Raw genomic sequence first — 20,451 nt, 5'->3', positions numbered from 1 at the left:
GCGTCAGCCGCCCCACCGGTACGGCGTGAGGTACTCGGGGACGACCACCCGGGAGGCCGGGCTGGCCTTCGCCACCTGGTCGAGGAAGCTTTTGAGCGAGACCGTGGGATCGGGGCGGACCGGATTGGCCAGCGGCGTCTCGAAGTTGTCCCAGTGCACCGGCACGACGGTGCGGGGCCCGCCCAGCGCGCCGAGCAGCCGGGGGACATAGCGATGGGTCGCCGTGGAGCCCGGCACCGCGATCATGGCGACGTCCGGGCGCAGCCCGGTGGTGTCGCGCTCGGCGAAGTCGCTCGCCCCCATCAGGAACGCCGACGGGCCACCGGGCGGGGTGACCTGGAACGCCAGCGTGTCGCCCTCGGGCAGATCGGCGATGGTCCTCGGGGCGCGGGCCGGCGGCGCGGTCAGGGTGCCCGGCCGGAAGTAGCCGTGCCGCGCGTTGCGGCTGTGCCGGGCGGAGACCACCTCGACCACGCAGCCGTCGAAGTCCAGCACCTCGCCGCCGCGCACCACCGAGATCTGTCCGGCGTCCACCCCCATCGAGCACAGCAGGTGGTACGTGGTCTCCGTGCCGACGATCCGCGCGCCCGTGCTCTTCGCGATGTACGGCACGTCGTTGAGGTGGTCCCAGTGGCTGTGGCTGACGAGCACGAGCTCGGGCTTGCCGATGTGCCGCCGCACCAGCGCCTCGTCGGTGCGCAGCGCGGCCTTGTCGTCGAAGGTCCCGCCCGGCTCGAACAGTCCTGTGGAGAAGCGGGTCAGATACGGGTCGACGAGCACCGTTCTGCCGTGGAAGTCGATCCGCCAGCCGGTGGTGCCGAACCAGCGGAACGTGGCCCCCGTACGGGACGCGCCGCCCCCGGCCGCGCCGGCGGTGTCCCGCATGGTGGACGCGGCGGCCCCGGCCGATGCCAGGGCGGGTATCGCGGCGGCCAGGGCGAAGCCCCGCAGCAGCCGCCGGCGGTCGAGGGTCCGCGCGCGGCCACGGGACGCGTTCGCGGACGCGTCGGCGGACGGGTCGGCGGGCGCGTCGGTGGACCGTGCGGTGTCGAAACGTGGCGTGTCGTTCATGGCCGTAGCAGAGCAGCCGCCGCGGCGCGCGGTCCAAGACCCACACCTCGCCCCACCCATGACCGTTCGGCTATGAGACCAGGTCAGGGCCGTGGGTCCGGGGCCTGCCCGCGCAGGAAATCGACGGCGAGCCGGGCCGCGGCGCCCAGCGCGGCGTCCACCGCCGCGCGGCCGGCCCGCAGGTCCGGGGTGCGCGCGAAGGCCGCCACGGCGTACTGCCCGCCGTCCGGGTAGTCGATGACCCCCGCCTCCATGTGCAGCCCCGGCAGCGTGCCCGTCTTGGCCGAGACCAGCACGTCGTCGGGGAAGCCGGAGACGAGGCGGTGCCGGAAGACCTGGCGCGCCAGGAGCTCGCGCACCTGCGCGCACGCCCGCGGCGGCCCCGCCTCGTCCCGCCACACCATCGTGAGCAGCCGGGTCATCTCCCGGGGCGTGCTGGACGTGGTCCGCTCCGGGTCCAGGACCCGCAGGCTCCCGATCCGTTCGGCGGTGAGCGTGGGGTAGACGGCCGCGAACTCCTCCTCCGAGCGCGCCCCCACGTCCGCGAGCAGCGCCTCCAGCTGTTCGCGCGGGCCACCGACGATCCGGGTGCGCTCCAGCCCCAGTTCGGCCGCCAGCAGGGCCACGGTGTCGGGGCCGACGGCGCGCATCAGCAGGTCGGCCGCGGAGTTGTCGCTGACGGAGAGGGCGAAGAACGCCAGGTCCCGCAGCGACATCTCGACGTCGTCGAGGCAGCCCGCGGTGCCCCAGCCGCCGAGCCGGTCGGCCGCCGTCACCCGCACCCGCTCCCGGGGGTCGAGCTGGCCGAGGGCCGCCTGCCGGGCGAACTCCAGCACGAGCAGCACCTTGAAGATCGACGCGATCACCACACGGTCGTCGGCCCCGACCGCGACCTCGCGCGAAGCGCTTCCCCACGGAGCGTTCACGGTTCCCACGACCTGCCCATGGCTCCCCCCGACCGCCGTGCCGGCCGCCGGGCTTTCGGCCTGGCCGTGGGCCGTGGCCATCGCCGGGCTGGCAACCCGGCCTTCGGCCGTGCCGGTCGCCGGGCCGGTCGTCCCGTCGTGGGCCGCGCCAGTTGCGGGGCTGGGGTCCACGCCGGCCGCCGCGCCCGTCGTCCGGCCGTGGGGCGAGCCCACCGCGCTCCCCCCACCCCCGTACGGCGGGCGGATCTCCACCGCGTGCAGCCGCCCCTCCGCGCCCGCGCGCTCGAAGACCGCCCGCACCCGCGCCTGAATCGTGCCGTCGTCCATCGCCGTCCCCCGCCCCCCGCCCATCGGCCTCGTCGTCACTTCGCTAGGGTCGCGCGGTGGATCTCCTGCGCCACCTGCGCTGTTTCATTGTCGTCGCCGAAGAGCTGCACTTCGGCCGGGCGGCCGAGCTGCTGGGCACCGCCCAGCCGCCGCTGAGCCGTACCATCCGGCGCCTCGAACAGGAACTGGGCGACGAACTCTTCGACCGCTCCCGGCGGCAGGTGCGGCTGACCGCCGCCGGCGCCACCCTGCTGACCGAGGCCCGTGCCCTGCTCGCCGCCGAGGACCGGCTGCGCGCCGCGATGCGGGCCGCCCGCGACGGCGACCTCGGCACCCTCCGGGCCGGAGTGCCGCCCCGGACCGCCCCGGCCGTGCTCAAGGCGCTGCTGGGCGCGGCCGCCGAGCGCGCCCCCGGGCTCGTCGTCGACCTGCGGGAGGCGACCACCGCCGAACAGTGCGCGCTGCTGGCCACCGGAGAGCTCGACATCGGCCTGGTCACCCACCCCCTGGAGGCCACCGGCCTGGTCTGCGGGCCCGCCGTCGGGGCCGAACTCGGCGTCGTCCTGCCCCGGACCTCGCCCCTGGCCCGCCGGGACGAGGTGGCCCTGGCGGACCTGGCCGGCCAGGACCTGGTGCTCTTCCCGCGGGCGGAGGCGCCGGGGTGGTACGACCGCGTGCTGGACACGTGTCGCGCCGCCGGCTTCACCCCCGGGCGCGTCCGGCACGCCACGGACGCCGACTTCCTGTTCGGGCTGGTCACGGCGGGCCTGGGGGCCGCCTTCGACAGCGGGGCGGCGGCCCGCAGGGAACCGCGGGTCGCCTGGCGGCCGCTGGCCGGCCGCCCCCTGGTGCGGCGGACCTCCGCCGCCTGGCCCGCCACGGGCGGCCGGCACCCCGCGGCGCGGCGCTTCGCCGAACTCGCGGCCGAGGTGCTGGCCGGGGCGCTGACCGCGTCCGGGGTCTCCGTACGGGACGCACCGGGGGCGGGCGCCCCGCCGACGCTCCCCGCCGCGACCGGAAGGGACACGGGCACGGGAAGGGACACGGGAGCGGGAACGGGCGCGGGTACGGGAATGGGCGCGCGCTCTTCGGGAACACGCGCCGTGGGAACGGGTGCCACCGCGCCCGGCGGGGCGGGAACCGATCACCCCGGTGACGGCGTCCTGACCACCGGCGGTCCGCGCCCCTGGTCGGTCGTCTACGCTCAGGGGGCACTCGGGGGGCGGCCACCGGAAACGGATGGCCCTCATCACAGTTGAGGGGTCCCTCTTGTGTCGCTCCGCCCCGTCCCGGTGTGTTCATCACTAAGGTGTGCGGGATGTTGATATCCAGCGAATTCGCCCTCCAGGAGGACCGGTGAACGGACGAAACGCCACCGTCACCGACGACGAACAGTGGGAGGGGCTCGCCGAGGTCGTGCCGCTGCGGGGCCGCGACGCCTGGCCGACCTGGCCGCCCGAGGGCCGCACCGAGCCCGGAGGGGCGCACGAGGAGACCCGCCAGCTGGTCGTCCTGCGGGTGCAGTGCTTCGCCGACGCGCGCGAGGTCGCGGAGTACCTCATGGCGTACGTGCCGGTGCTGCTGGACCTGAGCGCCACCGACCCCGATGTCGCCAAGCGCGTCCTGGACTTCTCCAGCGGTGTGGTGTTCGGCCTCGACTGCGCCATGCACCGCGTCGACCGGAACGTCTTCCTGCTGGCCCCCGAGGGCACGGAGGTCGCCGGCCAGGGCCGCGGCGCGATCTGACACGCCCGCACCCGTACCGCGCCCGCACCCGCACTCGTACCGCGCCCGCACCCGCACTCGTACCGCGCCCGCACCCGTACCCCGATCGTAGGAAAGTCGGTCCGGCGAAACGGTTCGGCGGGATCATGCTGCGTACCGTCCCGGCATGGACGCATCCAGCGCGTGCGCGGGCCCCGAACACCGGCCCCGGGTGACCGAACTGCGGCTCTCCGCCTTCAAATCGCACCGCGGGGCGGTCTTTCCGCTCGACTCCCTGACGCTCTTCGCCGGGCCGAGCGGCAGCGGCAAGACGGGCGCGCTCGGCGCCTACGAGGCGCTGGCCCGGCTCGGCGCCGGCTACTGCCTGGACGAGGCGTTCGGCGACGCCGCGGCGTGCGTGCCCGAGCAGGCCCGGCCGGACGCGGAGGGCCGGCGCGGCTTCCGCATCGGCTGCACCGTGGACGGGCCCGTCGGCCCCGTACGGCTGGACCTCGCGGTGCAGACGGAACCGGAACTGCGGGTGGCGGGCGAGCGCTTGTCCGGCAGCGGGCAGGTGCTGCTCTCGACGGCGCTGCGCGACCCCGGCCGCCGTACGGTCCAGGCCGCCTGGCACACGGCGGGCGCCGTCCCGGTCACCCGGGCCCCGCTGCCCGACGACCGGTTGAGCACCGCGCTGCTGCCGCTGCGGGTGGCGGGCAGGACGAGGGGCCAGCGCCTGGTGCTGGCCGCGGCGGAGCAGGTGGTGGTGGCGCTGCGCACGGTGTTCGCGTGCGACCCGCGGCCGGAGCGGATGCGGGCGCCGGTGCCCCTGGGCGAGGGGCGGCTGCTGGGCGGCTGCGACAACCTCGCCGAGGTGCTGCACCGCACCCGCGCGGAGTGCGCCACCCGGCACGCGGCGCTGGTCGCCGCCTCCCGGACGGGCTGCGCGGGGCCGGTGGAGGACCTCGCGGCGCGGCCGTTGGGGGACGGCAGGGTACGAGCCGTGCTGGACCGAGGGCCCCTGGGCGCGACCCCGGTGGAGCGGCTGGGCGACGGCGAACTGCGCTATCTGGCCCTGGCGCTGGTGCTGCTCACGGGGCCGGGCGTGCTGGCGATGGACCCGGTCGCGGAAGTGCTGCCCGCGCGGCAGACGCTCACGGTCCTGGCGGACGGGCTGGACCGCTGCCTGGACCGGCGCCAGGCCCGCGAACTGCTGGGCCTGGCGGCGCGGATGGGCGAGCGGGGGCATGTCCGGCTGGTGGGGACGGTGCAGGACGGGACCTGCGCCGCGGGCGTGCCGGGGGTGACGGTGGTAGACCTGGGGCGTGAGTGACATTCCGAACCTTGACCACGAGACGCGCGACGACAGCGGGACCGGCCCCGGGGAGCCGCTCGGCGGAGCGCGCCCGCACGGCGAACTGGGCGCGCTCCAGCGCCGGCTGGCCGACTTCGCGGCGGCCCGCCACTGGCAGCCGTTCCACACGCCCAAGAACCTCGCCTCGGCGCTGAGCGTGGAGGCGTCGGAGCTGCTGGAGATCTTCCAGTGGCTCACCCCGGAGGAGTCGGAGCGGGTGATGGCCGACCCGGGCACGGCGCATCGCGTGGCCGACGAGGTCGCCGATGTGCTGGCGTATCTGCTCCAGTTCAGCGCGGCGGTCGGCGTCGATCCGCTCGCCGCGCTCGCCGCGAAGATCGAGCGGAACGAGGAGCGGTTCCCGGTACGGGGGCCGGCCGGGGCGTAGCCGGCCATGGTTCCTGCGTCCGGGTCGTCACTCTCCGGAGTGATGAAGTTATCAACAGCGGGCTTGTTGTCCACAGATTTCCGAATCCCCCTGGCCATGCGCGTCAATCGCCATCACTCTGGGTAGTGACGTAGTGACGGCTTCACCGACGCATGGATGTCGCACGGAGGGGGACAGCGCATGGACGCGGCTCGGCTCATCGGAGCCACTCGGCACGCTCTGGCGCAGACCCGGGCGGCGCGGGAAATCATCGCCGAGGCATGGCAGGCGCAGGCCCTCGCGGAAGCGGTCGGCAGCCATCTGGCGATCAACGGCCCGCCGGAGCTCAGGGCGGACGCGTTCGAATTGAGCGAGGCAGGTAGCAGAGCCTGCGGCTCCCCGCACCATGCGGTCCTGTGCGGCCGTGGCGTCCGGGCCATGCAGCTGACGGCGGTGCGCGATCCGAGAGGCGTCTTATCGAGCCTCGGCGGGCTCTTCGGGGAGGTGGGGATAGCCCTGGTCGGTGTCGCCTGCTCGGCGGACGAGGAGGGGCTGTACTGGCAGTGCATCGAAGCGATCGACGCCGCCGACGAGTCCAGCGACCGCGTGCGCGGGCTGCTGCGGCGGCTCGCGGTGCGGGAGCGGTCGTTGCCCGACTCGACGGCGGGGTCGGCATGGGGGCCATGACCATGACCGGCACGGCCGGCAGGGCCCGTGTGATCGGCGCGATCGGTGCGGTCGGTGCCCCTGGGGGCGGCTCAGCCTCGGCCCGTGCGCTCCTCGTCCGGAGCCGCGGAGCCCGCGGGGCGCGGCGGGGCGCCCGCGGAGGACTGAAGATCCGCGTCGAGCTGCGACAGGTCGGCGTTGAGCGCCGCCATCAGCTCCTCCATCTGCTGAAGCAGACCCTTGGGCGCGCCTGTCTGCTGCTCGGGCATGCCCTGCTGGGGCGCGCTGCTGTCGGGCGCAGCCTGGCCGGACGCGGCCCCGTCCTCCCCGGAGGGGTCGGAAAGGGCCTGGCCGGGGACGGCTTCCTGGGACATGTCGGTCTCCTGGGACCGGTCCCGCTCCCGACCCGCCGCGCCCGACGGGCACGGCGGCCCCGACGAGACGCCTGTCGGCCCCTGTGCATACGCGGGACCCGACGCGCCCCTCAGCGGGAACTCACCGGGAGAGGACGGTGTAGCGATCAACGCTTCCGGCAGCGGCCGCCGGCGCGCGGGCCGGGCGGTCCGGCTCCGCCCGAGCCAACGATCACCCGCCCCGCCGGTCACTGGCAGGGCGCGAGTCGACTCATCGGCTTGACGGTTTTTCACTCGACCGGGGCGAAACCCGCCCGGCACCGAGGGCGCGGTTGACGGAGGCTCGTCCGCGGCTCACGGTGCAGGATGGGAGGCATGGATCTCCGTATCTTCACCGAGCCCCAGCAGGGCGCGGACTACGACACGCTGCTCACCGTCGCCAAGGCCACCGAGGACCTCGGTTTCGACGCCTTCTTCCGCTCCGACCACTATCTGGCCATGGGCTCGTCCGACGGGCTGCCCGGCCCCACGGACGCCTGGATCACCCTGGCCGGGCTCGCCCGGGAGACCCGGCGCATCCGGCTCGGCACCCTGATGACGGCCGGCACCTTCCGGCTCCCCGGTGTGCTGGCCATTCAGGTGGCCCAGGTCGACCAGATGTCGGGCGGCCGGGTGGAACTCGGTCTGGGGGCCGGCTGGTTCGAGGAGGAGCACCGCGCGTACGGCATCCCCTTCCCCAAGGAGAAGTTCGCGCGGCTGGAGGAGCAGCTGGCGATCGTCACCGGGCTGTGGGCCACGGAGGTCGGCGGCACCTTCGACTTCGACGGCGCCTACTACCAGCTCAAGGACTGCCCGGCGCTGCCCAAGCCCGCACAGCCCACGGTGCCGCTGCTGATCGGCGGCCACGGCGCCACCCGCACCCCGCGGCTCGCCGCCCGGTACGCGCAGGAGTTCAACATCCCCTTCGCGTCGGTGGAGGACAGCCGGCGGCAGTTCGGCCGGGTGCGGGAGGCCGCCGAGGCGGCCGGGCGCAAGGGGGACGACCTGGTGTACTCCAACGCCCTCGTGGTCTGTGTCGGCAAGAGCGACGCCGAGGTGGCCCGCAGGGCGGCCGCGATCGGACGGGAGGTGGATGAGCTGAAGGAGAACGGCCTGGCGGGTTCCCCGGCCGAGGTCGTCGAGAAGATCGGCCGCTACCAGGAGATCGGCTCCAGCCGGATCTACCTCCAGGTGCTCGACCTGCACGATCTGGAGCACCTGGAGCTGATCTCCTCCCAGGTGCAGTCCCAGCTCGGGTGAGGCTCGGATGAGGGAGGCCCCGTTGAGCGACCCGAGGGGCGGCGGCCCGAGGAGCGGTGAGCCGAGGAGCGGTGAGCCGAGGGGTGCCGGGCCCCTGGCCGACGCCCTCGCCGAGGGCCCGGTCCCGCTCGACGGGGGCCTGTCCAACCAGCTGGCGGCCCAGGGCTGCGATCTGTCCGACGCCCTCTGGTCGGCGCGGCTGCTGCTCGACGCCCCCGAGCAGCTGGAGGCGGCGCACACGGCCTATCTGCGCGCGGGGGCGCGGGTGCTGATCACCGCCAGCTATCAGGCGACCTTCGAGGGGTTCGCCCGGCGCGGCATCGGCCGGGCGCGGACGGCGGCGCTGCTGGGGCGGAGCGTCGAGCTGGCCCGGCGGGCGGCCGGCGGGCGGGACGACGTATGGGTCGCGGCGTCCGTGGGCCCGTACGGGGCGATGCTGGCGGACGGCAGTGAGTACCGCGGCGCGTACGGGCTGAGCGTGGCCGAGCTGGAGCGCTTCCACCGGCCGCGCGTCGAGGCGCTGGCCGCCGCCGGACCCGATGTGCTGGCCCTGGAGACGGTGCCGGACGTCGACGAGGCCGAGGCCCTGCTGCGAGCGGTGGCGGGCACGGGCCTGCCCGTGTGGCTCTCCTACACCGTCGCCGGCGGGAGGACCCGGGCCGGGCAGCCGCTGGAGGAGGCGTTCTCCCTGGTGGCGGGGGAGCGGCAGGTGATCGCCGCCGGGGTGAACTGCTGTGATCCACGGGACGTCGACGAGGCGATCGCCGTCGCCGCGCGGGAGAGCGGGAAGCCGGTCGTGGCCTACCCCAACAGCGGGGAGCGCTGGGACGCGGCGGCGGGGGACTGGCGGGGCCCGGTCGGCTACGACCCGGCGAAGGCGGCGGACTGGTACGCGGCCGGCGCCCGGCTGATCGGCGGCTGCTGCCGGGTGGGCCCCGCGCACATCGCCCGGCTGACGGCCCGGCCGCCGTTCAGCGGCCCGGACCCCGCCCGGCCGGAGGCGTGACGCGGAAAGCCCCCTTCCGGCCACCGCCCGCGGCGGCGGTGAGGTCTGGCTCACTCGCGCCCGGGGACTCTTGCGCTATGCAACTCGTTGCATAGAGGATGCGCGCATGGCGCTCGAGCACGCGATTCTCGTCTCCCTCCTCGAACAGCCGGGGTCCGGATACGAGCTGGCCCGGCGGTTCGAACGGTCCATCGGCTACTTCTGGACCGCGACCCACCAGCAGATCTACCGCGTGCTCAAGCGCATGGAGAACGACGGCTGGGTGGCGGTGCGCGAGGTGGCGCAGGACGCCCGGCCGGACAAGAAGGTGTACTCCGTGGCCGGCCCCGGCCGGGCCGCGCTCACCGAGTGGCTGCGCCGCCCGGTCGAGCCGGAGAGCGTTCGCCACGATCTCGCGGTGAAGGTCAGGGGCGCCGCGTTCGACGACCCCACCGATCTGATCGCCGAGGTCGAGCGGCACCGCGCCGCCCACGCCGAACGGCTCGCCCGCTACCTCGCGGGGGAGCGGCGCGACTTCCCCGAGGGCGCGGAGCTCGACGCGGGGCAGCAGCTCCAGCACGTGGTGCTGCGCGGCGGCATCGAGTACGAGCGGATGACGCTCGCCTGGCTCGACGACGTGCTCGCCACCCTGCGCCGGGTGGGCGCGGGCTGACGCCCCGCCCCCACGGCGCGCACCACGCGCCGTCCCGCGCCCGGCCACCGGCGCGCCACCCGACCCCGTACCGCCCGCCCCGTTCCCCCGTCCTCGTCCCATCGACGTCCCATCGACTCGTCACCGGCTCCGCGGCACGCCCCGGGGCCCCGACCCAGGAAGGCGACCCGCAACCATGGCGGACCCGCTGCTGTTCAACCCGCGCACCTACGACCCGGCCCACTTCGACCCGGAGACCCGCAGGCTGCTGCGCGCCACCGTCGACTGGTTCGAGGAGCGCGGCAAGAGGAGGCTCATGGCCGACTACCTCGACCGGGTCTGGCTGGAGGACTTCCTGGCCTTCGCGGCCAAGGAGCGGCTGTTCGCCACCTTCCTCACCCCCGCGGCCGAGGCCGGGGACGACACGGACAAGCGCTGGGACACCGCGCGGATCGCCGCCCTGAACGAGATCTTCGGCTTCTACGGGCTCGACTACTGGTACGCCTGGCAGGTCACCATCCTCGGGCTGGGCCCGGTCTGGCAGAGCGACAACGAGGCCGCCCGCGCCCGGGCCGCCGAGCTGCTGGAGCGCGGCGAGGTGTTCGCCTTCGGCCTCTCCGAGAAGACCCACGGCGCGGACATCTACTCCACCGACATGCTGCTCACCCCCGACCCCGAGGTCGAGGGCGGCTTCCGGGCCACCGGCGCCAAGTACTACATCGGCAACGGCAACGCCGCCGGCCTGGTCTCCGTCTTCGGCCGGCGCGCCGATGTCGAGGGCCCCGACGGCTATGTCTTCTTCGCCGCCGACAGCCGCCACCCGGACTACCACCTGGTGCGCAATGTCGTCGACTCCTCCAAGTACGTCAGCGAGTTCCGGCTCGACGGCTACCCGGTGCGGCCCGAGGACATCCTGCACACCGGCCGAGCCGCCTTCGACGCGGCCCTGAACACCGTCAACGTCGGCAAGTTCAACCTGTGCACCGCCTCCATCGGCATCTGCGAACACGCCATGTACGAGGCCGTCACCCACGCCCACAACCGCGTCCTCTACGGCCGCCGCGTCACCGACTTCCCGCATGTGCGCCGCGAGCTCACCGACGCCTACGCCCGGCTGGTTGGCATGAAGCTCTTCAGCGACCGCGCCGTCGACTACTTCCGCACGGCCTCCGCCGAGGACCGCCGCTACCTCCTCTTCAACCCGATGACGAAGATGAAGGTGACCACCGAGGGCGAGAAGGTCATCGACCTGCTGTGGGACGTGATCGCGGCCAAGGGCTTCGAGCGCGACACCTACTTCGGCCAGGCCGCCCGCGAGATCCGCGGCCTGCCCAAGCTGGAGGGGACCGTCCACGTCAACCTCGCGCTGATCCTCAAGTTCATGGGCAACCATCTGCTCGCCCCGGCCGAGTACGCCCCGGTGCCCACCCGCCTGGACGCCGCGGACGACACGTTCCTCTTCCGCCAGGGCCCCGCCCGCGGGCTGGGCTCCATCCGCTTCCACGACTGGCGCACCGCCTTCGACGCCCACGCCGGCGTGGCGAACGTCGCCCGCTTCCGGGAGCAGGCCGACGCGCTGTGCGCCTTCGTCACCACCGCGGCCCCCGACGAGGCGCAGAGCAAGGACCTCGATCTGCTGCTCTCCGTCGGCCAGCTCTTCGCCCTGGTCGTGCACGCCCAGCTCATCCTGGAGCAGGCCGCCCTCACCGACCTGGACGGCGACGTCCTGGACGAGCTCTTCGCCATCCTGGTCCGCGACTTCTCCGGGCACGCCGTGGAGCTCTACGGCAAGGACTCGGCCACCGAGCAGCAGCGCGCCTGGGCGCTGGACGCCGTCCGCCGCCCGGTCGTGGACGCCGAGCGCACCGCCCGCGTCTGGTCCCGGGTCGAGGCGCTGTCGGGCGCGTACGAGATGAAGCCCTGAGGAATCCGGGACGCGCCCCTGAGCCCGGGGCGCGTCCCGCATGAATCGCGTCCGCGCGGGCGCGCGCGCCGCCCGGCTCGGCCAGGATGGAGAGATGGCTTTCCATGTCGATTCCGAGGCCGGGCGGCTGCGCCGCGTCATCCTGCACCGCCCGGATCTGGAGCTCAAGCGGCTGACCCCCACCAACAAGGACGCGCTGCTCTTCGACGATCTGCTGTGGGTGCGCCGGGCCCGGCAGGAGCACGACGGGTTCGCCGATGTGCTGCGCGACCGCGGGGTCGAGGTGCATCTCTTCGGGGATCTGCTCGCCGAGACCCTGACGGTGCCGGAGGCCCGCAGGCTGGTGCTGGACCGGGTCTTCGACGAGAAGGAGTACGGCCCGCTGGCCACCGACCATCTGCGCGCCGCCTTCGACGAGCTGTCGGTGGCGGATCTGGTGGAGGCGCTGGTCGGCGGGATGACCAAGCGGGAGTTCCTGGAGCGGCACGCCGAGCCGACCTCCGTCCGCTTCCATGTGATGGACCTGGACGACTTCCTGCTGGCCCCGCTGCCCAACCACCTGTTCACCCGGGACACCTCGGCGTGGGTGTACGACGGGGTGTCGATCAACGCCATGCGCTGGCCGGCCCGGCAGCGGGAGACCGTGCACTTCGAGGCGATCTACCGGCACCATCCGCTGTTCACCTCCTCCGGGGCCTTCCACGTCTGGTCGGAGGGGCAGAGCGCCTACCCGTCCACGATCGAGGGCGGCGACGTCATGGTGATCGGCAATGGCGCGGTGCTGATCGGCATGAGCGAGCGCACCACCCCGCAGGCGGTGGAGATGCTGGCGCGCGGGCTGTTCGCCGCCGGGTCGGCGCACACCATCGTGGCCCTGGACATGCCGAAGGGCCGGGCGTTCATGCACCTGGACACCGTGATGACCATGGTGGACGGGGACACCTTCACCCAGTACGCGGGGCTGGGCTCGCTGCGCTCGTACACCATCCAGCCGGGCGCGGGGGAGCGGGAGCTCAAGGTCGGCGACCACCCGCCGGAGCACATGCACCGGGCCATCGCGGCCGCCCTGGGCCTGGACGACATCAGAGTGCTCACCGCCACCCAGGACGTGCACTCCGCCGAGCGCGAGCAGTGGGACGATGGCTGCAATGTGCTGGCCGTGGAGCCGGGCGTGGTGGTGGCCTACGAGCGCAACGCCACCACCAACACGTTCCTGCGGAAGCGGGGCATCGAGGTGATCACGATCCCCGGCAGCGAGCTGGGTCGGGGCCGCGGCGGCCCCCGGTGCATGAGCTGCCCGGTGGAGCGCGATCCGGTCTGAGCGCCCGCACTTCCGGCCGGGGTCCCCGGTGCACCCAAAGTCTGTATAGAGATGCGGATCGTCGTATAGAATTCCATGCCTCACCCGCACCACCCAGGAGCTCACCGGCGATGTCCACAGATCTCTCAGGCCGTCACTTCCTCAAGGAGCTGGACTTCACCGCGGCGGAGTTCCGCTCTCTGCTGGAGCTGGCCGCCCGGCTGAAGGCCGACAAGCGCGCCGGCGCCGAGGTGCGGCGCCTCACCGGCCGCAACATCGCGCTGATCTTCGAGAAGACCTCCACCCGCACCCGGTGCGCCTTCGAGGTCGCCGCCGCGGACCAGGGCGCCTCGACCACCTATCTCGACCCCACCGGCTCGCAGATGGGCCACAAGGAGTCCGTCAAGGACACCGCCCGGGTGCTCGGCCGGATGTTCGACGCCATCGAGTACCGCGGCGCCGGCCAGGAGATCGTCGAGGAGCTCGCCGCGCACGCCGGGGTCCCCGTCTTCAACGGGCTCACCGACACCTGGCACCCCACCCAGATGCTCGCCGACGTGCTCACGATGACCGAGCACACCCCCCGGCCGCTGGAGGAGATCGCCTACGCCTACCTCGGCGACGCCCGCTACAACATGGGCAACTCGTACCTCGTGACCGGCGCGCTGCTGGGCATGGACGTGCGGATCGTCGCGCCCCGGGTGCTCTGGCCCGACGAGGAGATCGTCAAGCGGGCGCGGGCCCTCGCGGAGCTCAGCGGCGCCCGGGTCACCCTCACCGAGGACGTCGGCGAGGGCGTGCGCGGCGCCGACTTCGTCGCCACCGACGTCTGGGTCTCGATGGGCGAGCCGGCCCATGTCTGGGACGAGCGGATCGCGCTGCTCCGCCCGTACGCCGTCACCATGGACGTGCTGCGCGCCACCGGCCGCCCCGAGGTGAAGTTCCTGCACTGCCTCCCGGCCTTCCACGACCTGGGCACCGCCATCGGCCGGGAGATCCACGAGCGGCACGGGCTGACCTCGCTGGAGGTCACCGACGAGGTCTTCGAGTCGGAGCACTCGGTGGTGTTCGACGAGGCGGAGAACCGCATGCACACCATCAAGGCGGTGCTCGTCGCCACGATGACCTGAGCCGGCCCGGCGACGGGCCCCGGCCCTGGAACCCTGACCCGAGCCGGCCCGGCGGCGGGCCGCGGACCGGGGAACGCATATCGCGCACTCGTGACGACAGTCACGTACCAGTGATAGCTTCGGCGGGCAGGCAACCGGCCGCTCGGCTGAAGGAGGCCGCGCACCATGAGCCCGTTCCCCAGCTCCGCACCCCGGGTCGACGAGTGGCGCCATGTGCGGCTGACCGTGGACGACGGCGTCGCCACCGTCACCCTCGCCCGCCCTCGCAGGCTCAACGCCCTCACCTTCGGCGCCTACGCGGATCTGCGCGACCTCCTCGCCGAGCTGTCCACCCGGCGCTCCGTGCGGGCCCTGGTCCTCGGCGGCGAGGGGCGCGGCTTCTGCTCCGGCGGCGACGTCGACGAGATCATCGGCGCCACCCTCACCATGGACACCGCCGAGTTGCTCGACTTCAACCGCATGACCGGGCAGGTCGTCCGCGCCCTGCGGGAGTGCCCGTTCCCCGTGATCGCCGCCCTGCACGGCGCCGCGGCCGGCGCCGGGGCGGTGCTCGCCCTGGCCGCCGACTTCCGCGTCGCCGACCCCACCGCCCGCTTCGCGTTCCTCTTCACCGCCGTGGGCCTCTCCGGCGGCGACATGGGCGCCGCCTACCTCCTGCCCCGGGTGGTCGGCCTCGGCCACGCCACCCGGCTGCTGATGCTCGGCGAACCGGTCGCCGCCGCCGAGGCCGAACGCATCGGCCTGATCAGCTCCCTGGTCGCCGAGGGCACCGCCGACGAGGCTGCCGCCGCCCTCGCCCGCCGCCTCGCCGACGGGCCGGCCCTCGCCCTGGCCCAGACCAAGGCCCTCCTCACCGCCGAGCTCGACATGCCGCTCGCCGCCTCCGTCGAACTCGACGCGGCCACCCAGGCGCTGCTGATGCACGGCGCGGACTACGCAGAGTTCCACTCCGCGTTCACCGAGAAGCGCGCCCCCCGGTGGCGGGGCCGATGACGGCCCTCACCGACGGGGCCCGCATCGCGGTCGTCGGCGGCGGCCCCGGCGGGCTCTACGCCGCCGCCCTCCTCAAACGGCTCGACCCCGACCGCCGGATCACCGTCTGGGAGCGCAACGCCCCCGACGACACCTTCGGCTTCGGCGTCGTCCTCTCCGACGAGACCCTCGGCGGCATCGAACACGCCGACCCGGTCGTGCACGCCGCCCTGAGCGAGGAGTTCGTCCGCTGGGACGACATCGACATCGTGCACCGCGGCCGCACCCTCACCTCCGGCGGCCACGGCTTCGCCGCCATCGGCCGCCGCCGGCTGCTCGCCGTGCTCCACGAGCGCTGCCGCTCCCTCGGCGTCGAGCTGCGCTTCGGCACCCCCGCGCCCCCCGCCGCCGCCCTGGCCGTCGACCACGACCTGGTCGTCGCGGCCGACGGGGTGCACAGCGCGACCCGGCGCGCCCACGCCGAGGTCTTCCGGCCGCGCCTGACCACCCACCGCTGCCGCTACATCTGGCTCGCCGCCGACTTCGCCTTCGACGCCTTCCGCTTCGAGATCACCGAGACCGCGCACGGCGTGGCACAGCTCCACGGCTACCCCTACGCCAAGGACGCCAGCACCGTCGTCGTCGAGATGCGCGAGGAGGTGTGGCGGCGCGCCGGGCTCGACCGCCTCGGCGAGAGCGACTCGGCGCGCGCCTGCGCCGAGCTCTTCGCCGACGCGCTCGGCGGCCGCCCGCTGCGCGGCAACCGCTCCCAGTGGACCGCCTTCACCACCGTCGTCAACGAGCGCTGGTCGCACGGGCGCGTCGTGCTCCTCGGCGACGCCGCCCACACCGCGCACTTCTCCATCGGCTCCGGCACCAAGCTCGCCGTCGAGGACGCCCTCGCCCTCGCCGCCTGCCTGCGCGAACACAGCGACCTGCCGGCCGCGCTCGCCGCCTACGAGGAGGAGCGCCGCCCCGTCGTCGCCTCCACCCAGCGCGCGGCCCGCGCCAGCCTGGAGTGGTTCGAGAACCTCGACACCTACCTCGGCCAGCCGCCCCGCCAGTTCGCGTTCAACCTGCTCACCCGCAGCCGCCGGGTCACCCACGACAACCTGCGGCTGCGCGACGCGGAGTTCGTCGACGCGGTCGAGCGCGAACTCGGCGTGCCGCCCGGCACCCCGCCGATGTTCACGCCCTTCCGGCTGCGCGGCCTCACCCTGCGCAACCGCGTCGTCGTCTCGCCCATGGACATGTACTCGGCCGTCGACGGCACCCCCGGCGACTTCCACCTCATCCACCTGGGGGCCCGCGCGCTCGGCGGGGCGGGCCTGGTGATGACCGAGATGGTGTGCGTCAGCGCCCCCGGCCGGATCACGCCCGGCTGCGCCGGCCTCTACGCGCCCGAGCACGAGGACGCCTGGCGCCGGATCGTCACCGCCGCGCGCGCCGCCTCGCCCGGCGTCGCCGTCGGGGTGCAGCTCGGGCACAGCGGCCGCAAGGGCTCGACGCGCCGGCAGTGGGAGGGCATCGACCAGCCCCTCCCGGAGGGCAACTGGCCGGTCGTCGCCGCCTCCCCGCTGCCGTACCGCGCCGGCGTCAACCAGGTGCCGCACGCCCTGGACCGGCAGGGCATGACCGAGATCCGCGAGCAGTTCGCCGCCGCCGCCCGCCGGGCCGTGCGCTGCGGCTTCGATCTGCTCGAACTCCACTGCGCCCACGGCTATCTGCTCTCCGGCTTCCTCTCCCCGCTCACCAACCGCCGCACCGACGGCTACGGCGGCGACCTGGCGCACCGGCTGCGCTACCCGCTGGAGGTCTTCGACGCGGTGCGGGCCGTCTGGCCGGCCGAGCGCCCCATGACCGTACGGGTCTCGGCCACGGACTGGGCCGACGGCGGCACCACCGCCGAGGACGCGGTGGAGATCGCCCGTGCCTTCGCCGCCCACGGCGCCGACGCCATCGACGTCTCCACCGGCCAGGTCGTCCCCGAGGAACAGCCCGAGTTCGGGCGGTCCTTCCAGACCCCGTACGCCGACCGGGTCCGCAACTCCGTGGACATCCCGGTCATCGCGGTCGGCGCCATCTCCTCCTGGGACGACGTCAACTCGATCGTCCTCGCCGGGCGGGCGGACCTGTGCGCGCTGGCCCGGCCGCACCTCTACGACCCGCACTGGACGCTGCACGCCGCCGTGGAACAAGGGTACGCCGGGGCGGGCGCGCCCTGGCCGGTGCAGTACCGGCAGGGCAGCCGCCGCCCGCCCACCGGCCGCACGGACGCCCCCAAGCCCCGGCTGTCCCTGTGAAAGGACGGGGAACGGGCTCTCAGGCCATCGACCGCATGGTCTGCGCCACATACGCCGCGCTCGCCTCGCGCAGGCGGTTGTGCAGCGCCCCGAAGACCTTCGCCGAGCGACCGCCCGGCCAGTCGGCCGGCAACAGCTCCGACGGCAGCCCGGGATCGGCGTACGGCAGCCGCCGCCAGCGGTCGAGCGCCAGCAGATAGTCCCGGTACGCCTCGTCGCCCGGGAGGTTGCGGCGGCGGGACCAGCGCCGCAGCACCGGCTCGTAGGCGTCCAGGAACGAGCGGTGCAGCCGGGCCATCGCCGGCAGGTCCCACCAGCGCGCCACCGACGCGGCCGTCGGCTCGAAGCCCGCGTGCGCGCCCCGGAACAGCTCGACGTACCGGTCCAGTTCGAGCCGCTCCAGGGTGTGGCGGGTCTCCCGCAGCAGATGCGCCGGGCCGATCCACACCCCCGGTGCCGCCGTGCCGAACCCCAGCCGGGCCAGCCGCGAGCGCAGCAGATGGCGCTTGTGCCGCTCCTGCTCGGGCACCGAGAAGACGGCCAGCACCCAGCCGTCCGACAGCCGCGCCGACGGGCGCCCGTAGATCCGCCGGTCGCCGTCGTCGAGCAACTCCCGGGCGGCGTCGCTCAGCGCGTACGCGGCCGCGCCGCCCGGGGTGCGGTCGGGCACCAGCAGCCCCCGCCGTTTCAGCCGGGAGACGGCGGACCGGACGGAGGGCGGGTCGACACGGACCACCCCCATCAGCCGGATCAGTGCCGAGACGGGCACCGGGCCGCGGTCGGGGGCGCGGCCGTACGCGCCGTAGAACGTGACGATCAGGGAACGCGGAGTGTGCTGCTCTGCCACGTGATCACTGTAGATCGTTTCCACTCGGCGCCCGGTGGCTCGCCGGGGGCGCTCGGTGGCCCTCCGGGTCGCGCAGCAGGAAGCGTTGCAGCTTGCCGGTGGGCGTGCGGGGCAGCGCGTCCACGAACACCACCTCGCGCGGGCACTTGTAGGGGGCGAGCTCCCCGAGCACGTACCGCTTCAGCGCCTCGGCCGCCGCCGCGTCCCGGCCCGCCCCCGGGCGCGGCACGGCGTACGCCACGACGACGGTGCCGCGCAGCGCGTCCGGCCGCCCCACCACACCCGCGTCGAGAACGTCCGGGTGGCGCAGCAGCACCTCCTCGACCTCGGGGCCGGAGACGTTGTACCCGGCGGTGACGATGAGGTCGTCGGCGCGCGCCACATAGCGGAAATAGCCGTCAGGCTCGCGCACATAGGTATCACCCGTAAGATTCCAGCCGTCCCTGACGTAGTCGCGCTGGCGCTCGTCGGCGAGGTAGCGGCAGCCGGTCGGGCCGCGCACCGCGAGCAGCCCGCTCTCGCCGTCCGGCACGGGGCGGCCGCGGCCGTCGACCACCCTGGCGCGATAGCCGGGTACCGGGACGCCGGTCGTGCCGGGCCGGATCGCGTCGTCGGCGGCGGAGATGAAGACGTGCAGCATCTCGGTGGCGCCGATGCCGTTGATGAGCCGGAGGCCGGTCCGCTCGCGCCAGGCGGTCCAGGTGGCGGCGGGCAGGTTCTCGCCGGCCGAGACGCAGCGGCGCAGCGAGGAGAGCGAGGCGGGGTCGGGCGCGTCCGGCCCGGCGAGCCGGTCCAGCATCACGCGGTACGCGGTCGGCGCGGTGAACAGCACGCTGACCCGGTGCCGGGGCACCGCCGCCAGCAGCCGCTCGGGGCCCGCCTGTTCCAGCAGGACGGTCGCGGCCCCGGCGCGCAGGGGGAAGACCAGCAGACCGCCCAGGCCGAAGGTGAAGCCGAGCGGCGGGCTGCCGGCGAACACGTCGTCGGGGCGGGGCCGCAGCACGCGGGCCGAGAAGGTGTCGGCGATGGCGAGCACATCGCGGTGGAAGTGCAGGCACCCCTTGGGGCGGCCGGTGGTGCCGGAGGTGAAGGCGATCAGGGCGACGTCGTCGGAGGAGGTCGGCACGGGCGCGAACCGGTCGGGTTTGCGGGCGGCCAGCCGCAGCAGGTCCTCCGGACCGCCGGAGCCGTACGCCACCGTGCGCAGGCCGGGCACGTCCGCGGCCAGCAGATCGCCCAGGGAGCGGGCGTCGCAGAGGGCGAGGCCGACCCGGGCGATCGCGCAGATCGCGGCGAGCTCCCGGGGGCGCTGCGCGGCCAGCACGGTCACGGCGACGCCGCCCGCCTTCATCACCGCGAGCCAGCAGGCGGCGAGCAGCGGGGTGTTGGGCCCGCGCAGCAGGACGCGCCCGCCCGGTATCAGGCCCATGTCCTCGGTGAGGACATGGGCGAACCGGTCGACACGGGAGCGCAGCTCGCCGTAACTCCAGGTGTGGCCGGCGGCGTCGACCACCGCCGGGCGGTCGGGCCCCCAGCGGCCCACCGCCCCGTCCAGCAGCTCGGCACCGCAGTTGAGCCGCTCGGGGTAGCGCAGCTCCGGAAGCTCGAAGAGCAGCTCGGGCCAGGAGCCGGGAGGCGGCAGGTGGTCCCGGGCGAACGTGTCCACATGGGCGGAAGGCAGGAGCGCCATGGCGGATGTGCCCCCTCGGTCGTGTCCTCGAAGTCCCGTCCGCCGGGCGCCCCACCAGCCACCGCTGGGCGGTGCCCCCGGCACGCACTCCCCGGAACTCTTCGCCCGGGGGTGCTCCCGACCGCGTTGTCGTCCGTCACCGATGCCCCGCGGTGGCTCCCTCCTCCGCCGTGCGCTTGCCCTCAGCCACCGCCGGGCGGTGGCCTCGGCACCGTGGCGCCGCCAGGACCGCCCTTCGGGTCGCCGACGGCCCGGTGAAATCGGCTTCCGGCACGGGGAGTTCGGCGGGGGCGTTCCTCGCCGTGCCGTCGCAGAACGAGCGTAACGTGATGGTGACGACAGTCAACGGCACGCGATAAGGGGAGGCTTCCGATGGGCGACGCGAGCGGTGTCGACGGGGCGGGCCGGGGCGGCGCGGCGGAGACGGACGCGGGGGGCGCGCCGGCGGGGGTGCGTCGGGCCACGGCGGCCCCCGCCGGGGCCGGGGCGGAAGCCGGCGCGGAGTCGGGAGCCGGCGCGGAGGGTGGCCGATTTTCGCTGACGTCGCGTCAGGTCGTCTGGTGCGCCGAGCTGAGGGCGAT

At 74.3% G+C, this 20,451-nt stretch carries 18 protein-coding genes; 13 read left to right on the top strand and 5 right to left on the bottom strand.

What is annotated here, in order from left to right; genetic code table 11:
- Positions 1–3: 3 nt before the first annotated feature.
- Positions 4–954 (bottom strand): MBL fold metallo-hydrolase, encoded by a 951-nt coding sequence (locus ACSNOD_RS01875; RefSeq protein ID WP_436764920.1) that lies wholly within the window; start codon positions 952–954, stop codon positions 4–6.
- Between the two features lie 200 nt (positions 955–1,154).
- The gene (locus tag ACSNOD_RS01870; protein ID WP_436764919.1) at positions 1,155–2,078 is read right to left on the bottom strand and encodes a serine hydrolase; all 924 of its coding nucleotides are present in this window, start codon (positions 2,076–2,078) and stop codon (positions 1,155–1,157) included.
- Positions 2,079–2,380: 302 nt separating this feature from the next.
- Between ACSNOD_RS01870 and ACSNOD_RS01865 the strand changes: the two genes are divergently transcribed.
- From ACSNOD_RS01865 to ACSNOD_RS01845, 5 genes are all read left to right on the top strand, one after another.
- Positions 2,381–3,583: a LysR family transcriptional regulator gene (locus ACSNOD_RS01865; RefSeq protein ID WP_436764907.1), complete on the top strand. Its 1,203-nt coding sequence runs from the start codon at positions 2,381–2,383 to the stop codon at positions 3,581–3,583.
- A gap of 97 nt (positions 3,584–3,680) precedes the next feature.
- Positions 3,681–4,070, top strand: coding sequence for a cell division protein SepF (locus ACSNOD_RS01860; protein ID WP_436764906.1), 390 nt, complete (start codon positions 3,681–3,683; stop codon positions 4,068–4,070).
- Positions 4,071–4,215: 145 nt separating this feature from the next.
- Complete coding sequence (locus ACSNOD_RS01855; protein ID WP_436764905.1) at positions 4,216–5,361, top strand: AAA family ATPase; 1,146 nt, start codon at positions 4,216–4,218, stop codon at positions 5,359–5,361.
- A gap of 85 nt (positions 5,362–5,446) precedes the next feature.
- Positions 5,447–5,770, top strand: a complete 324-nt coding sequence (locus ACSNOD_RS01850; protein WP_436764918.1) for a nucleotide pyrophosphohydrolase — start codon at positions 5,447–5,449, stop codon at positions 5,768–5,770.
- Between the two features lie 180 nt (positions 5,771–5,950).
- Positions 5,951–6,436 carry a DUF6099 family protein gene (locus ACSNOD_RS01845; RefSeq protein WP_436764904.1) on the top strand — a complete coding sequence of 162 codons (486 nt, stop codon included), beginning with the start codon at positions 5,951–5,953 and terminating at the stop codon, positions 6,434–6,436.
- Positions 6,437–6,507: 71 nt separating this feature from the next.
- Here the strand turns inward: ACSNOD_RS01845 and ACSNOD_RS01840 are convergent, their stop codons facing one another.
- Positions 6,508–6,789 carry a hypothetical protein gene (locus ACSNOD_RS01840; protein ID WP_436764903.1) on the bottom strand — a complete coding sequence of 94 codons (282 nt, stop codon included), beginning with the start codon at positions 6,787–6,789 and terminating at the stop codon, positions 6,508–6,510.
- A gap of 354 nt (positions 6,790–7,143) precedes the next feature.
- Here ACSNOD_RS01840 and ACSNOD_RS01835 point away from each other — a divergent pair, with 354 nt between their 5' ends.
- From ACSNOD_RS01835 to ACSNOD_RS01800, 8 genes are all read left to right on the top strand, one after another.
- On the top strand, positions 7,144–8,067 hold the full coding sequence (locus tag ACSNOD_RS01835; protein WP_436764902.1) for an LLM class F420-dependent oxidoreductase: 924 nt from the start codon (positions 7,144–7,146) through the stop codon (positions 8,065–8,067).
- 94 nt (positions 8,068–8,161) lie between these two features.
- Positions 8,162–9,073 carry a homocysteine S-methyltransferase gene (gene mmuM / locus ACSNOD_RS01830; RefSeq protein ID WP_436764917.1) on the top strand — a complete coding sequence of 304 codons (912 nt, stop codon included), beginning with the start codon at positions 8,162–8,164 and terminating at the stop codon, positions 9,071–9,073.
- A 106-nt stretch (positions 9,074–9,179) separates the two neighbouring features.
- Entirely contained in the window at positions 9,180–9,725 is a 546-nt protein-coding gene (locus ACSNOD_RS01825) for a PadR family transcriptional regulator (protein WP_436764901.1), read from the top strand.
- A gap of 175 nt (positions 9,726–9,900) precedes the next feature.
- Positions 9,901–11,628, top strand: coding sequence for an acyl-CoA dehydrogenase family protein (locus ACSNOD_RS01820; protein ID WP_436764900.1), 1,728 nt, complete (start codon positions 9,901–9,903; stop codon positions 11,626–11,628).
- Positions 11,629–11,722: 94 nt separating this feature from the next.
- The gene (locus tag ACSNOD_RS01815; protein WP_436764899.1) at positions 11,723–12,949 is read left to right on the top strand and encodes an arginine deiminase; all 1,227 of its coding nucleotides are present in this window, start codon (positions 11,723–11,725) and stop codon (positions 12,947–12,949) included.
- Between the two features lie 110 nt (positions 12,950–13,059).
- Positions 13,060–14,058: an ornithine carbamoyltransferase gene (gene argF / locus ACSNOD_RS01810; protein WP_436764898.1), complete on the top strand. Its 999-nt coding sequence runs from the start codon at positions 13,060–13,062 to the stop codon at positions 14,056–14,058.
- A 165-nt stretch (positions 14,059–14,223) separates the two neighbouring features.
- The gene (locus ACSNOD_RS01805; RefSeq protein ID WP_436764897.1) at positions 14,224–15,051 is read left to right on the top strand and encodes an enoyl-CoA hydratase family protein; all 828 of its coding nucleotides are present in this window, start codon (positions 14,224–14,226) and stop codon (positions 15,049–15,051) included.
- Positions 15,048–17,333, top strand: a complete 2,286-nt coding sequence (locus tag ACSNOD_RS01800; protein WP_436764896.1) for a bifunctional salicylyl-CoA 5-hydroxylase/oxidoreductase — start codon at positions 15,048–15,050, stop codon at positions 17,331–17,333. Before ACSNOD_RS01805 ends, ACSNOD_RS01800 begins: the two co-directional genes overlap by 4 nt.
- Before the next feature lie 19 nt (positions 17,334–17,352).
- Here ACSNOD_RS01800 and ACSNOD_RS01795 read toward each other — a convergent pair whose 3' ends face one another.
- Positions 17,353–18,180 carry a PaaX family transcriptional regulator gene (locus ACSNOD_RS01795; protein ID WP_436764895.1) on the bottom strand — a complete coding sequence of 276 codons (828 nt, stop codon included), beginning with the start codon at positions 18,178–18,180 and terminating at the stop codon, positions 17,353–17,355.
- A 4-nt stretch (positions 18,181–18,184) separates the two neighbouring features.
- Positions 18,185–19,870, bottom strand: a complete 1,686-nt coding sequence (locus ACSNOD_RS01790) for an AMP-binding protein (RefSeq protein ID WP_436764894.1) — start codon at positions 19,868–19,870, stop codon at positions 18,185–18,187.
- Positions 19,871–20,451 lie beyond the last annotated feature (581 nt).

The organism is Streptomyces sp. URMC 123, from assembly GCF_051386515.1.
Taxonomy (GTDB): Bacteria; Actinomycetota; Actinomycetes; order Streptomycetales; family Streptomycetaceae; genus Streptomyces.
The sequence above is the reverse complement of the archived record's forward strand: the minus strand, read 5'-3'. Positions and strand labels throughout refer to the sequence as shown.

Coding starts and splice junctions, on each gene's coding strand:
- ACSNOD_RS01845 (WP_436764904.1), top strand. CDS start 5,951: ATGGACGCGGCTCGGCTCATCGGAGCCACTCGGCACGCTCTGGCGCAG.
- ACSNOD_RS01870 (WP_436764919.1), bottom strand. CDS start 2,078: ATGGCCACGGCCCACGGCCAGGCCGAAAGCCCGGCGGCCGGCACGGCG.
- ACSNOD_RS01815 (WP_436764899.1), top strand. CDS start 11,723: ATGGCTTTCCATGTCGATTCCGAGGCCGGGCGGCTGCGCCGCGTCATC.
- ACSNOD_RS01790 (WP_436764894.1), bottom strand. CDS start 19,870: ATGGCGCTCCTGCCTTCCGCCCATGTGGACACGTTCGCCCGGGACCAC.
- ACSNOD_RS01835 (WP_436764902.1), top strand. CDS start 7,144: ATGGATCTCCGTATCTTCACCGAGCCCCAGCAGGGCGCGGACTACGAC.
- argF (WP_436764898.1), top strand. CDS start 13,060: ATGTCCACAGATCTCTCAGGCCGTCACTTCCTCAAGGAGCTGGACTTC.
- ACSNOD_RS01840 (WP_436764903.1), bottom strand. CDS start 6,789: ATGTCCCAGGAAGCCGTCCCCGGCCAGGCCCTTTCCGACCCCTCCGGG.
- ACSNOD_RS01855 (WP_436764905.1), top strand. CDS start 4,216: ATGGACGCATCCAGCGCGTGCGCGGGCCCCGAACACCGGCCCCGGGTG.
- ACSNOD_RS01805 (WP_436764897.1), top strand. CDS start 14,224: ATGAGCCCGTTCCCCAGCTCCGCACCCCGGGTCGACGAGTGGCGCCAT.
- ACSNOD_RS01800 (WP_436764896.1), top strand. CDS start 15,048: ATGACGGCCCTCACCGACGGGGCCCGCATCGCGGTCGTCGGCGGCGGC.
- ACSNOD_RS01820 (WP_436764900.1), top strand. CDS start 9,901: ATGGCGGACCCGCTGCTGTTCAACCCGCGCACCTACGACCCGGCCCAC.
- ACSNOD_RS01825 (WP_436764901.1), top strand. CDS start 9,180: ATGGCGCTCGAGCACGCGATTCTCGTCTCCCTCCTCGAACAGCCGGGG.